General features: G+C 57.0%; 12 protein-coding genes and 1 tRNA gene. 5 read left to right on the forward strand and 8 right to left on the reverse strand.

What is annotated here, in order from left to right; all coding sequences use genetic code 11:
- Positions 1 to 2: 2 nt before the first annotated feature.
- From Q1W40_RS13160 to lptF, 5 genes are read right to left on the reverse strand one after another with little or no spacing between them, the layout of a single operon-like run.
- Positions 3 to 1,172, reverse strand: a complete 1,170-nt coding sequence (locus Q1W40_RS13160; RefSeq protein ID WP_300712813.1) for a pyridoxal phosphate-dependent aminotransferase — start codon at positions 1,170 to 1,172, stop codon at positions 3 to 5.
- 35 nt (positions 1,173 to 1,207) lie between these two features.
- Positions 1,208 to 2,149 carry a CysB family HTH-type transcriptional regulator gene (locus tag Q1W40_RS13165; RefSeq protein ID WP_300712815.1) on the reverse strand — a complete coding sequence of 314 codons (942 nt, stop codon included), beginning with the start codon at positions 2,147 to 2,149 and terminating at the stop codon, positions 1,208 to 1,210.
- A gap of 43 nt (positions 2,150 to 2,192) precedes the next feature.
- Positions 2,193 to 2,576 carry a CbiX/SirB N-terminal domain-containing protein gene (locus Q1W40_RS13170; protein ID WP_300712817.1) on the reverse strand — a complete coding sequence of 128 codons (384 nt, stop codon included), beginning with the start codon at positions 2,574 to 2,576 and terminating at the stop codon, positions 2,193 to 2,195.
- The gene (lptG, locus tag Q1W40_RS13175; protein WP_300712819.1) at positions 2,573 to 3,679 is read right to left on the reverse strand and encodes an LPS export ABC transporter permease LptG; all 1,107 of its coding nucleotides are present in this window, start codon (positions 3,677 to 3,679) and stop codon (positions 2,573 to 2,575) included. The genes Q1W40_RS13170 and lptG overlap by 4 nt, the downstream gene beginning before the upstream one ends.
- Positions 3,676 to 4,785 (reverse strand): LPS export ABC transporter permease LptF, encoded by a 1,110-nt coding sequence (gene lptF / locus Q1W40_RS13180; protein ID WP_300712821.1) that lies wholly within the window; start codon positions 4,783 to 4,785, stop codon positions 3,676 to 3,678. The genes lptG and lptF overlap by 4 nt, the downstream gene beginning before the upstream one ends.
- 23 nt (positions 4,786 to 4,808) lie before the next feature.
- On the opposite strand from lptF, the gene Q1W40_RS13185 reads away from it, so the two are divergent.
- The 4 genes from Q1W40_RS13185 to Q1W40_RS13200 all read left to right on the forward strand — a co-directional run bounded on the left by Q1W40_RS13185 (position 4,809) and on the right by Q1W40_RS13200 (position 8,262).
- Positions 4,809 to 6,287, forward strand: a complete 1,479-nt coding sequence (locus Q1W40_RS13185; protein ID WP_300712823.1) for a leucyl aminopeptidase — start codon at positions 4,809 to 4,811, stop codon at positions 6,285 to 6,287.
- A gap of 8 nt (positions 6,288 to 6,295) precedes the next feature.
- Complete coding sequence (locus Q1W40_RS13190) at positions 6,296 to 6,730, forward strand: DNA polymerase III subunit chi (RefSeq protein ID WP_300712825.1); 435 nt, start codon at positions 6,296 to 6,298, stop codon at positions 6,728 to 6,730.
- A gap of 2 nt (positions 6,731 to 6,732) precedes the next feature.
- Positions 6,733 to 7,008: a hypothetical protein gene (locus tag Q1W40_RS13195; protein ID WP_300712827.1), complete on the forward strand. Its 276-nt coding sequence runs from the start codon at positions 6,733 to 6,735 to the stop codon at positions 7,006 to 7,008.
- Positions 7,009 to 7,095: 87 nt separating this feature from the next.
- On the forward strand, positions 7,096 to 8,262 hold the full coding sequence (locus Q1W40_RS13200) for a branched-chain amino acid ABC transporter substrate-binding protein (protein WP_300712829.1): 1,167 nt from the start codon (positions 7,096 to 7,098) through the stop codon (positions 8,260 to 8,262).
- A 72-nt stretch (positions 8,263 to 8,334) separates the two neighbouring features.
- Here Q1W40_RS13200 and Q1W40_RS13205 read toward each other — a convergent pair.
- A tRNA-Ser gene (locus Q1W40_RS13205) sits at positions 8,335 to 8,425 on the reverse strand.
- 175 nt (positions 8,426 to 8,600) lie between these two features.
- Here Q1W40_RS13205 and Q1W40_RS13210 point away from each other — a divergent pair.
- On the forward strand, positions 8,601 to 10,877 hold the full coding sequence (locus Q1W40_RS13210) for an arginine/lysine/ornithine decarboxylase (RefSeq protein WP_300712831.1): 2,277 nt from the start codon (positions 8,601 to 8,603) through the stop codon (positions 10,875 to 10,877).
- 80 nt (positions 10,878 to 10,957) lie between these two features.
- Here the strand turns inward: Q1W40_RS13210 and fabI are convergent, their stop codons facing one another.
- Entirely contained in the window at positions 10,958 to 11,773 is an 816-nt protein-coding gene (gene fabI / locus Q1W40_RS13215) for an enoyl-ACP reductase FabI (RefSeq protein WP_108322618.1), read from the reverse strand.
- 59 nt (positions 11,774 to 11,832) lie between these two features.
- Entirely contained in the window at positions 11,833 to 13,452 is a 1,620-nt protein-coding gene (locus tag Q1W40_RS13220) for a hypothetical protein (RefSeq protein WP_300712834.1), read from the reverse strand.
- Positions 13,453 to 13,469: the final 17 nt, after the last annotated feature.

The raw sequence follows: 13,469 nt of genomic DNA on the forward strand, positions 1-13,469 counted from the left end.
ACTCAAAGTCCTTTGAGTTTTTTCAGGGCCGACAGCAAAGTGGTGTCTTGCTTGGCGAAACAAAACCGGATGACTTTCTGGTCAAAACCGCCGCCATAAAAAGCCGACAGCGGAATCGCGGCCACACCGATCTCGGTGGTCAGCCATTTGCAAAAATCAGCTTCACTCAGGTTCTTTTCCGGCACGGACAGCGCCGAAATGTCCACGCACTGGAAGTAGGTGCCTTCGCCTGGCAGCAGTTTGAACTTGGTGTGGGCCAAACCCTCTCGGAACAGGTCCCGCTTGCGCTGGTAGAACGCTGGCAATTCAAGATAGGGTTTGGGGTCTGCCATGTAACGCGCCAATGCGTGCTGCATGGGGGTGTTCACGGTGAACACGTTGAACTGGTGCACTTTTCGAAATTCCGCCGTCAGTGCTGCCGGTGCGGCCACGGTGCCAATTTTCCAGCCGGTCACATGGTAGGTTTTGCCAAAGCTTGAGACGATGAAAGCCCGTGCCGCCAGACCTGCAAAATGGGCGGCACTCCAGTGCTGGTTGGGGGCATAGACCATGTGCTCATAAACCTCGTCACTGATCAGGATGATGTCGGTCGGGTCCAGAATTTCCTGCAGGGTGAGCATGTCCTGGCGAGACCAGATCATGCCGCTGGGGTTGTGGGGTGAGTTGATCAGGATGGCGCGTGTTTTGGGGCTGATGGCCGCACGGATCTTGTCAAAGTCCGGACGGAACGTGCCAGGGGTCAGGGGAACGCGCACGACCACGCCACCAGCCAGTTCGATGTTGGGCACATAGCTGTCGTAGCACGGCTCCAGCACAATGACTTCATCACCGGGATGCACGATGGCCAGGATGGTCGTCAGGATGGCTTGTGTGGCCCCTGCCGTGACGGTGATTTCGCTGACCGGGTCATAGTGGCGACCATACAAAGTTTCGATCTTTTGAGAGACCGCTTCGCGCAAGGGCGCGACACCCGTCATGGGCGGGTATTGGTTCAGGCCCTCACGCATGGCGTCGTCGACCAGATCCAGCAAGCGCGGATCGCAGTGGAAGTCCGGAAAACCCTGCCCCAGGTTGACAGCGCCTTTTTCGGCTGCCAAGGCAGACATGACGGTGAAGATGGTGGTGCCCATGTTGGGGGCTTTGGAGACCAGGTTCGGTGTGCGTGCGTTCATGGCGTTTAACAAAGAAAGGTGTGGAATACGAGGGGTCAGAGTTCGTAATCGTTGACATGACCGGTCATGGCTTTGGCGATCAGCGGTGCAGTCAGTCGATCACTGAGCAATTGTGCGAAATGGTAGACAAAGTGGCGCAGGTAGGCGCCGCGCTTGAAAGCCACGCGGGCCACGTTCATGCCCAGCAGATTGCCCAAGGGTCTGACGGCCAGGTCCTGAACCAGATCGTCCTTGACGGCCATCTCGGCCACGATGCCAATGCCCAGACCCAGCCGCACGTAAGTTTTGATGACGTCAGAATCGATGGCCTCTAGCGCGATGCGTGGCTCAAGTTTTCGGGCTGCAAAAGCGTGGTCGATTCGGCTTCGACCCGTAAACGACGGGTGGTAAGTGATCAAGGGTTGAGCGGCAATGTCTTCCAGCGATATGTGTTCTTTTGCCGCCAAAGGATGATCCAGGGGCAGGACCAACACATGTTGCCATTCATAGCAGGGCAGGGTCACCAGCTCTTCATAAGCGGACAAAGATTCTGTAGCGATGCCAATTTCAGCGGTGTCATCGAGCAGCATTTTGGCCACCTGGTCGGGGGCGCCTTGGTGCAGACTGATGTTGACCAGCGGGTATTTATCGCGCAGCTTGGCCACCGGCAAAGGCAAGACGTAACGCGCTTGGGTGTGGGTGGTGGCAATGGACAGGGTGCCACTGTCCTGGGCACTGTATTGGTCACCTATTTTGCGCAAATTGCCCACTTCACGCAGGATCACTTCGATGCTCTGCAGGACATGCTGGCCAGGCTCGGTGATGCGTTTGAGGCGTTTGCCATGCCGGGCAAAAATCTCGATGCCCAGCTCCTCTTCGAGTTCAATGATGGCTTTGGACACGCCCGGTTGCGAGGTGTGTAAGGCCTTGGCTGTTTCGGTGAGGTTCAGGTTACGTCGGGCAGCTTCTTGAACGAAGCGAAATTGGTGAAGGTTCATATGCTTGATGTCATATTGATCACCATCATTATGCTTTATGAGTCTATGCGGATGCTGCGGCGATGTCAGCCAACAGCGCCGTCATGGCTGGATGCTCGCCCACCGATGGGGTGAGTTCAAACGCCATCTGTGGATAAGCCAAGCGCAGCTCATCGACCAGTTTGGGCAGATCTTCTCTGGCATGTCGGCCTACGCCCAGAAACATGGGCACGATGCGCAGTCGGGTCAAGTTCTGAGCCATGAGTTGCTCGACCACCGTGGCCAGATCGGGCGTGGTCAATTCCAGAAATGCACATGCGACAGGAAGATCCGGCCAGCGCTGGCGCATGCTTTGGGCGACGGCATCGATGGGCAGGCGCCACAAGGGATCGCGTGATCCGTGGGCAAACAAAATAACACCAGTGCCGACAGGAAGTTGTTGTGTCATCGCCGTAAGACCATCCACCAAAATGCGGCCAAGGATATGGCGCTGTAAATCAAGGAGGGCGCTGCTGACGTGAGCCAAGGCTCCCAGTTTTGCAAGTCACCAACAAAGCGGAAGACGTTGTTGAGCAATGAAAAACTGATGCCTGCCAGCACACCCAAAAACACATGGCCTGCAATTTGTCCTGTGCGAAAGTGCAAATAGGCAAACGGCAAAGCCAGAACCAGCATCACCAAGCAGCTCAAGGGGTAGAACACTTTGCGCCAGAATTCAATTTCGTAGCGCTGGGAGTTTTGATTGTTGCTGGACAAATGCCGCATGTATTTGAACAGCTCCCAAGTCCGCATGCGATCGGGGGTGAGCAACGCTGCCGCCACCATGTCAGCGCTGATCTCGGTAGGCCAAAGCAGCTCTTGATGCTTTTGGGAGACGTATTTCAGCGTGCTTGATGGCTTTTCTATACCGACCGTTTTTTGGGCAACTTGCTGCAAAGCCCATTGCCCGTTGTGTATGTCAGCTTGCTCGGCGGTGGTGATGCCCAGCAATTGGCCTGCCTCGTTGAACTCGTGGATGCGCACATTGCGCATGTGCGCGATGCCATCGAAACTGCGCACATTGACCGCGAAATGACGCTCATTTTGTTTTTCTTTGAGCCACGCGCCGGTTTGGCCAATGGTCAAATGACCCTGGTACAGCGCTTTGACTTGTATGGCCTGCCGATCGGCCCACGGGGCGATGTAATCACCGATCACAAAGGTCAGACCCACAAAAATCACCCCAAGGCGCAGCAAGGTGACCAATGCGCGCAATGGGTCAAGCCCACCCGTTCGCAAAATGGTGAATTCGGAACTTTGAGCCAAGCGCGCCATCACGAAAATACAACCAATCAGCACCGACAAAGGCAGCAATTGGTACAGATGCTCGGGAACCTTCAACGCAATGTAGAACAAGGCTTGTTGCAATTGATAGCCTTGAGCCGCGTGTTTCGCGACAGCTTGCAGCTCATCGACGAGGTCGAAAAACATGAACAAGGCCAAAAATCCGACAGCCACAAAAGCCACGGCTGTGATGATCTCTCCATGCAAAAGACGCCGGACGGTTTTCATTTCAGCCCTCCCTTGGCGTCGGTTTTACGCACCCAGAAAGAACGCCAGGACCCATTCATGTGGCGAGCCCACAACCAGCTTGCCGCAAGCAAAAAGACGCAGCCATGCAGGGCAATCAGGAAAGACAAGAGCTGCACGCGACCGGTTGCCACCCAGCTTTGACCCACGTTCAGCATGTTGTAGTAGGCGATGAAAATGAACAGGGCCAGTCCTAGGTGGTAGCTTTTGCCGACACGTGGGTTGATGGCCGAGACGGCCAATGCGAGCAACACCAAGTTGATGGCCGCCAGGCCCAAGCCCAATCGCCAACCGAGCTCACCCAGGTTTTCACGTGTCGGATTCTTCAACAAGTCCCAACTGGCGGTGTGTCGGCTGCTGAGCGATTCGTTGGACGGCAAAACATCGTCATCCACCAGCACTTCGTAATGCTCAAACTGTGTCAGGCGTGTTTCACCCGTGGCGAGGTTGGTGGACCATTGTCGGCCTTTTTCCAGCTTCAAAAATCGTTCGTTACCCACCAAGTCGATGCGTCCTTGTTGTGCCGTGGTGACGATTTCCAGACCGGCTTCGATGCTGGACACAAAGACGTTTTTGCCAAAACGGTTGTCCGGGCTGTCTTTGTCGATGAAAAAAACGCGCTTGCCTCCTGAAGACTCCTGAAATTGCCCAGGGGCTATCCGCTCAAGGTCATTGCGTTGTTCGTAGCGGTGTTGCAGTTCCTGGATTTGAAGGTTGCTCCATGGCCATGCGAACAGCGCCAACAAGACGATGATCAGCAACACAGGCCAAGCAAAACGCAACAGTGGCTTGACGAAATTGGCCAGCCCCTGACCACTGGAGAACCAGATCACCATCTCGCTGTCGCTGTACATGCGAGAAAGTGTGGAAACCACTGCAATGAACAAGCTCAGCGTGATGATGGTGGTCATTTGGCTCAAAACACTGAAGCCCATGACCAGCAAGACTTCGGAGGGGTTGACGCTGCCTCGGCTGGCTTGCCCCAGAGTCCTGATCAAAATGACGGTCATCACGATGGTGATCAATATCACCAGCGTGGCACCGAAATTGCGCGCAAGGTCCTTGCGTAAAGAGGAATGGAATAACATTGGCAGGAAGGAAAAACTGAATTATGAACTTCGAAATCCAAAAACGTGCCTTGTCCCGTGTCATTCGTGACGATCTTGATGCTTTGATTGTTTTCTGGCCCTCGCAACCAGATGCGACTTCCACAGAAAAAGATCCCATCAGCACCCTGGTACAGCAAGCGGTCCAAAAGGGTGACTTCGAGCTCAAAACAGGTTCTGTTTTGAGCACCTACGGACAGGCGGGCACCAAGGCACGCCATGTGATCGTGGCATGCACAGGTGAAAACAAAGCGACACAGATTCGAATCGCCGCGACGGCCGCTTGGGCTGCGCTGAAGTCCGCCAAGGTCAAGCACCTCGGTGTTTACGCACATGGCCAATGGTCGGCCAACAGCCTGCAGTCGGCGGCAGCGGCGCTGGCTGACGCCAGTTACATCTACACCACGACTTTGAGCAAACCTTCATACAGGTCTTTGAAGCAGATCACGTTCAGTGCATCAGAAGTCAATGCGGCGCACAAAACGGCTCTGGCGCAGGCACAAGCCCTGTCGGCGGGTGTTGAATTGGCCAAAGAATGGGCCAATCGCCCGGCCAACCACGCCACGCCCACCATGCTGGCCCAGGCGGCTCAAGCCATAGCCAAAGGTGCGGCATTCAAATGTGAAGTCTTGGGACCCAAAGAGGTCGCCAAACTGGGCATGGGCTCTTTCATGGCGGTGGCTCGGGGTGCTGCTGAGCCTTTGCGTTTCATCGTGATGCGCTACAACGGCGCGTCCAGCACACAGGCACCGGTCGTGCTGGTGGGCAAGGGCATCACCTTCGACACCGGAGGCATCTCGATGAAGCCTGCGGCTGAAATGGATGAAATGAAATACGACATGAGCGGCGCGGCCAGTGTGCTGGGTGTGTTCAAGGCTTTGGGGGAACTCAAGCCAGAGATCAACGTGGTGGGCCTGATCCCCGCGACTGAGAACATGCCCGATGGCCTGGCAGTCAAGCCCGGTGATGTGGTCACCAGCATGAGCGGTCAAACCATCGAAATCCTGAACACCGATGCAGAAGGGCGCTTGGTCTTGTGCGATGCATTGACCTATGCCGAGCGCTTCAAGCCCCAGGCCGTGATCGACATCGCCACCTTGACAGGCGCTTGTGTCATCGCCTTGGGAGGGGTTCGATCAGGCTTGTTCACCAGCGACGACGAATTAGCGCAACAGCTGCAGCAAGCGGGTGACAACGCTGGCGACTTGTGCTGGCGCATGCCGATGGACGATGAATACGCCGAGGGCCTGAAAACCCGTTTTGCCGATGTGGCCAATGTGGCCGGCCGACAAGCCGGATCGGTGACCGCTGCCAAGTTCTTGCAGCGTTTTGCCAAGAAATACCCCTGGGCGCATCTTGACATTGCTGGCACAGCTTGGCGCAGTGGGGCCGCCAAAGGCGCCACAGGCCGCCCGGTGGCCTTGCTGATGCATTACCTCTTGTCCAAGGCGAGCACGCCAGCCCGAGCCCCTCGTCGTCGATGACTGTGGCCATGACCCGAATTGAATTCCATTTCAACGCGCCAGAGCGCTTGCAATACGCCTGTCGCCTGCTGCGCAAAGCCAATGCACAAAACTTGCGCATTGGGGTGCTGGGCTCGGCGGCGGCTTTGCGCCAACTCGATTCGGCTCTGTGGACCTTTTCCGCAGCGGATTTTTTGCCACACAGCACGGCAGCTGACAGCCCAGAAGTGCAAAACGCCTCGCCGATTTTGTTGAGTGAAGATGCCGACCTGTGCGCCGGGCGGCAAGTGCTGGTCAATTTGGGCGATGAGGTGCCAGCAGGTTTTGAGCGCTTTGAGCGCTTGATTGAAATCGTGGCGGTGGACGACCATGGCCGCATGACGGCGCGCCAGCGATGGAAGCATTACACCGCCCAGGGCTATGATTTGTTGCAACACGATTTATCCAAACGGAGCGCGTCATGAACATGGATTCACCCTCTGGCGCAGCATCCGCAGCCATTCCAGTGCTGACCCATGTCGTGCCCACGTCCGATATCCCGGCCGCTGTTCTGGTCGCATTGGATGCCCGTATGGCCGAGAAAGCCTCTGTGTTGGCGCTGTCTGCGGAACTGATGCAAAACCTGCGACCCGAGCTCGACCGCATGGCCTCGGAGCTGGTGCAGCGAAGCGTTGAAGGCATGTGGGCCAAACGCGCTGAAATCTACAAAAACATCAGCCGATCACCTGACGAGGACAGGTGATTTAGGTTTTCCCTGAGTCACAAATTGCATCAATTGCAGTATGGTTCAGCGTTGCTTGATTGAAGCAATTTCTAATTCGGAGTTCTTATGAAATTTTCAGGTCATCGTTCTTTGTCTGTGGTCGCTGTGGCCGTCGCTGCCGTGCTTTTGGCGGGCTGCGGCAAGAAAGAAGCCGCATCGGATGCGCTTGTGATCAAAATTGGCCACGTGGGCCCGGTCAGTGGTGCCATCGCTCACTTGGGTAAAGACAACGAAAACGGCGCCCGGATGGCGATTGAAGAACTCAATGCTGCCGGCCTGAAAATGGGTGAGAAAGTTGTCAAGTTTGAATTGCTGGCTGAAGATGATGCCGCTGACCCCAAGCAGGGTACGGCGGCCGCGCAAAAGCTGGTGGACGCCAAAGTCAACGGCGTGATTGGCCACCTGAACTCTGGCACGACCATTCCTGCCTCACAGATTTACAACACGGCAGGTATTCCCCAGATTTCGCCATCGGCGACCAACCCCAAATACACCCGTCAGGGCTACACCGGCGCTTTCCGCGTGGTGGCTGACGACGTGCACTTGGGCGGCACGCTGGGCAAATACGCGGTGGAAACCCTCAAAGGCAAAAACATTGCCGTGATCGACGACCGTACCGCTTACGGCCAGGGTGTGGCCGAAGAATTCAAAAAGGGCGCGACCGCTGCTGGCGGCACCATCGTGGGCCATGAGTTCACGACCGACAAGGCTTCTGACTTCAACGCCATTTTGACCACCTTGAAGGCCAAAAAACCGGATGTCGTCTTCTTCGGCGGTATGGACGCTGTGGCTGGCCCGATGCTGCGCCAGATGAAATCCCTGGGCATCAACGCCAAATTCATGGGCGGCGATGGCATCTGCACCACCGAGTTGGCCAAGCTGGCTGGTGATGCCATGAAAGACGAGACCGTTTTCTGCGCTGAAGCCGGCGGTGTGGAAGGCGAGCAAAAAGCTGGCATGGACAAGTTCCGTGCAGACTTCAAAGCCAAGTTCAACGCTGATGTGCAGGTCTATGCACCTTATGTGTACGACGCCGTGAAAGTCATGGCGACCGCCATGGTGAACGCCGGTTCTGCCGATCCAGCCAAGTATTTGCCCGCTCTGAAAGCCATCAAATACAAAGGCGTGACCGGTGACATCGTGTTTGACGAAAAAGGCGACATCAAGAACGGCGCTTTGACCCTGTACACCTACAAAGGTGGCGAACGCGCCCAGTTGGCCGTGGTTCGCTGAAGCAACCCGCCCCCTAACGGGGGTGTTTGGGCATAAAAAAAGCCTGCACTTGCGTGCAGGCTTTTTCGTTTCTGGCGGAACAGGCGGGATTCGAACCCGCGGTGGGCTATTAACCCACACACGCTTTCCAGGCGTGCGACTTAAACCACTCATCCACCGTTCCAGAGCCTCTGATTGTAGCAGTGGAAATACCCGTTTTTGAGAGCCTTGGGCAAATCGCAGGGTGGATCGGGTGCAGGTTTTTTCAGGAAATCTGATCTTTGTCGCGTGGAAGTCACTTTTTATCCTTAAACTTCGCGCCTGTTTCTCCCTCTTTGGGGCTTGAGCCCACCTCCGCCATGAAATTTCGCTTTCCCATCGTCATCATTGACGAAGACTACCGTTCTGAAAACACTTCAGGCTTGGGTATCCGCGCTTTGGCGGACGCCATCGTCAGCGAAGGCTTCGAGGTTTTGGGTGTAACCAGTTATGGTGACTTGTCGCAGTTTGCGCAGCAGCAAAGCCGTGCCAGTGCGTTCATCCTGTCGATCGATGACGAAGAGTTTTCGCCCGGTCCGGATCTCGACCCCGCTGTCATCAGTTTGCGTGCCTTCATCGATGAAGTGCGCCGCAAGAATGCCGATGTGCCGATCTACATCTACGGCGAGACCAAGACCAGCCAGCACTTGCCCAACGACATCCTGCGTGAGTTGCATGGCTTCATCCACATGTACGAAGACACGCCCGAATTCATGGCGCGTCACATCATCCGCGAAGCCAAGAGCTACCTGGAAGGTCTGCAGCCACCGTTCTTCAAGGCCTTGCTCGATTACGCCGAAGACGGCTCGTACTCTTGGCACTGCCCCGGTCATTCGGGTGGCGTGGCTTTCCTGAAAAGCCCGGTGGGCCAGATGTACCACCAGTTTTATGGCGAGAACATGCTGCGCGCCGACGTGTGCAATGCGGTGGAAGAACTCGGCCAGCTGTTGGACCACAACGGCGCCATTGGCGAAAGCGAGCGCAATGCGGCGCGCATTTTCAATGCCGACCATTGCTTCTTTGTGACCAATGGCACCAGCACCTCCAACAAGATGGTCTGGCACCATGCCGTGGCCCCTGGTGATGTGGTGGTGGTGGACCGCAATTGCCACAAATCCATCCTGCACTCGATCATCATGACCGGGGCGATTCCCGTGTTCTTGAAGCCCACACGCAACCATTTCGGCATCATCGGCCCGATCCCCAAGAGCGAATTCGAACCCGCAGCCATCCAGGCCAAGATCAAGAAGAACCCGTTGCTCAAGGGTGTGGACGCCAAAAAGGTCAAGCCACGCATCCTGACCCTGACGCAGTCAACGTACGACGGCGTGCTCTACAACACCGAGACCATCAAGGGCATGCTCGACGGTTATGTGGAGAACCTGCACTTTGACGAGGCCTGGTTGCCACACGCAGCATTCCACCCGTTTTATGGTCCGTACCATGCCATGGGCAAAAAGCGCGCCCGTCCCAAAGAGTCGATGGTTTATGCCACCCAATCCATTCACAAGCTGTTGGCGGGCATCAGCCAGGCCAGCCATGTGCTGGTGCAGGATGCGCAAAACACCAAGCTGGACCGCCCGTTGTTCAACGAGGCGTACCTGATGCACACCTCGACCAGCCCGCAGTACAGCATCATCGCCAGCTGCGATGTGGCAGCCGCCATGATGGAGCCACCTGGCGGCACCGCGCTGGTGGAAGAGAGCATTGCCGAGGCTTTGGATTTTCGCCGTGCCATGCGCAAGGTGGATGCCGAATACGGCAAGGATTGGTGGTTCAAGGTCTGGGGACCGGAGAAGTTTGGCGAGGAGGGCATTGGCCGCGCCGATGATTGGATTTTGCGCAACGACCCGCGCAAGAAGGCCAGCAAATGGCACGGCTTTGGCCAGCAGCTGGCCGATGGCTTCAACATGCTCGACCCGATCAAATCGACCATCGTGACGCCCGGCCTGGACCTAGATGGCAAGTTCGACAAGACCGGCATCCCGGCTTCGATCGTCAGCAAGTTCCTGACCGAGCACGGCGTGGTGGTCGAAAAGACAGGCCTCTACAGCTTCTTCATCATGTTCACCATCGGCATCACCAAGGGCCGCTGGAACACGCTGTTGACGGCTTTGCAACAGTTCAAGGACGATTACGCCAAGAACCAGCCGATGTGGAAAATCCTGCCCGAGTTCTGCCAGAAGCACCCCCGCTACGAGCGCATGGGTTTGCGAGACCTGTGTCAGCATGTGCACGAGATGTACGCCAAGTACGACATCGCGCGCCTGACCACCGACATGTATCTGTCAGACCTCGCGCCAGCCATGAAGCCTTCGGATGCCTACGCGCACATTGCCCAGCGCAAGACCGAGCGCGTGGAAATTGATCACCTGGAAGGCCGTATCACCGTGGGCTTGGTGACGCCTTACCCACCAGGCATTCCTTTGCTGATTCCTGGCGAGGTTTTCAACAAGAAAATCGTGGACTACCTCAAGTTCGCCCGCGAGTTCAACGAGAAGTGCCCTGGCTTTGAGACCGACATCCACGGCTTGGTTGAGATCAAGGACGAAGACGGCAAGAAGCGTTACTACGCTGATTGCGTGCGGGAGTCCTGATCGGTTTGGCCCTGGGCAGACGCCAAGGTTCGGACAACAAAAAAGCGGCCAAGGCCGCTTTTTTGTTGGGCGCAGCGCAATCAGGCCGCTTCGGCAGGTTCGGCAATGCCGCCCACGACTTGGCTGAAGCCACCGTCCACATAGGTGATCTCCGCGGTCACGCCTGCGGCCAGATCGCTCAGCAAGAAAGCGGCCACATTGCCCACGTCATCGATGGTCACGTTGCGGCGGATGGGTGACGTTTCGGCCACCACCGACAGGATTTTGCCGAAGCCCTTGATGCCGCTGGCCGCCAGGGTTTTGATGGGGCCGGCCGAGATGCCGTTGGCACGCATGCCGCGGCCTTGGCTGCCCAGAGATTCGGCCAGGTAACGCACTGAGGCTTCCAGGCTGGCTTTGGCCAGGCCCATGGTGTTGTAGTTGGGCACGTTGCGGATGGCACCCAAGTAGGTGAGGGTCAGTACAGACGACTTGTCGTTCAGGTAGGGCAAGCAAGCCTTGGCCATCGCAGGGAAGCTGTAGGCGCTGATGTCGTGGGCGATCTTGAAACCTTCACGCGACAGACCGTCGAGAAAGTCGCCGGCGATGGCTTCGCGGGGAGCGTAGCCGATGGCGTGCACGAAGCCGTCGAACTTGGGCCAGTGGGCCGACAGATCGGTGAACAGCTTTTCAATTTGCTCGTCGCTGCCGACATCGCAATCGAACACCAACTTGGAGCCAAAGTCGGCTGCGAATTCGGTGATGCGGTCCTTGAAACGCTCGCCGACATAGCTGAACGCCAGCTCGGCCCCTTGGGCATGGCAGGCCTTGGCGATGCCATAGGCGATCGAGCGGTTGGACAAAACGCCGGTGATCAGCAGTTTTTTGCCTGCGAGGAAACCTGTTTGGGTGGTCATGGAAGTCTTCTTTCGGAAAAAAATCTGGGTGGGATTGTCGCACGCGCCACCCTGTGGTTTCAGGCGCTGCCCCAGCCGCGCCAGCGTGCAAAGGCGATGGCTGCCATCGGCATCAGCAGACCGATCAGCAAGGTGCTGAGCAGCAAGCCGCTCAGATCGGCGTAATTGGCCGGAACGGTCACGCTTCCAGCGGCGTCACGCACTTGGCGTGTCAGCGTAAAAATCTGATTGAGGTACTTGGTGCCCAACTGTGCGGCCGACAGCGCCAGGTTGGTGAAGCTGGCCATGACCGCGAAGTAGGTGGCCTTCAGGTGGGGTGGGGCGGAGTTGGCAATCCAGACCAGCATCGGAATCATGCTGATTTGGCCCAGTGGCGACTCCAAAGCGGTATCGACGATGGCGATAAACCGTGCATCGACCACGCCGCCCGTGTGTGCGGCCGTCCATTCGTGCAGACCCAAGCTCATGCCCAGGGTGGGCAAGCTGAGCAAGGTGCCCAGCACCGTGAGCGAACCGACCACATAAAAAATCGAGCGGTCCGTCATGAAGCGGCGAAACACGAACATGCCAGCGAGTGCCAGGGTGCTGCCAATCAGCGACAAGACCGAGAAAAAGGGCTGATCAAAGCCCAGTTGATCGATCATCCACCATGACATGCCGGCCCCGGTGCCGGGTACGGCGCGAAACATGAAGATCACCAAAGCTGTGCCCAGCAGGGTGTGACGTGCAGCAGGTTCCAGCTCACGCATCAGGCGTGCCATGAGTACGCCGATGATGAGCATGGAACTCACAAAAATCAGTTCCTGGCTGAAACGCCAGCCTGACAAACCCAGACCAATGGTCAAGGTCACAAACACCAGGCTGCCGCCGAGCAGCACCGCATTGGGCGTCGTGTCGCCATCTTCCGGCTGGAACAAGGCCATGGCCTGGGCCCGACTCAGTCCCCGCGCCATGTGTTGCTTGACTTGGGCGTTGCGCTGCACGCGTGCCACCAGCAAACCAATCACCGACAGCAAAGGAATGACCAGGGCCATCAGGTAAAGGTTGCGGTAGGTGAGCGTTTTTTCGGCCGCACTCAGGGTTTGCACATCGGCGAACATGCTCAGATTGATCAGCGCCACGAGGATGGTGCCGCCCACGATCGCCACGCGTCCCAGGGTTTGCATGGTGGTGTGCATCCGTTTGAGCGAGGCGGCATCGACCGGCGTGCCGTCTGCGTGGCACTTGGGTACCGCCTCAACGGTCATGGCGTCTGCGGTCGCGTCTTGCAGCACATAGCCCACCGGACTGAGCAGTGCGGCCAGAACGAACCAGGAATTGACACTCCACACCGAGGCCATGGCCTCGCGCTGCCCCACCAGCCCGGCCATAATGAGCAAGCTGGCTGTGATCAGGCTGGCCCCTAAAACGATGAAACCCGCTTTGTAGCGCCAGAAAATATCCACCAAATGCCCAATCGGCATTTTGAGCGCCCATGGCAAGCCGGTCCAAAAGGCCAGTGCTGCCAGAAATTCTGCCGGCAAACCCAGGTGCTCTTTGACGAAAAATGTGCCCACGATGCCGGTGAGGCCCTGCACGCCAGCGGCCATATAAACCATGAGTGGCGGCAAATAGGACCAGCGCATGTCGCGACCCAAAGACCAGACGTTCTCGTCCATCCAACGTGATACCGTATTCAAAACATGCCCCTGTGAAT

Source organism: Limnohabitans sp., assembly GCF_030158565.1.
Taxonomy (GTDB): domain Bacteria; phylum Pseudomonadota; class Gammaproteobacteria; order Burkholderiales; family Burkholderiaceae_C; genus Limnohabitans_A.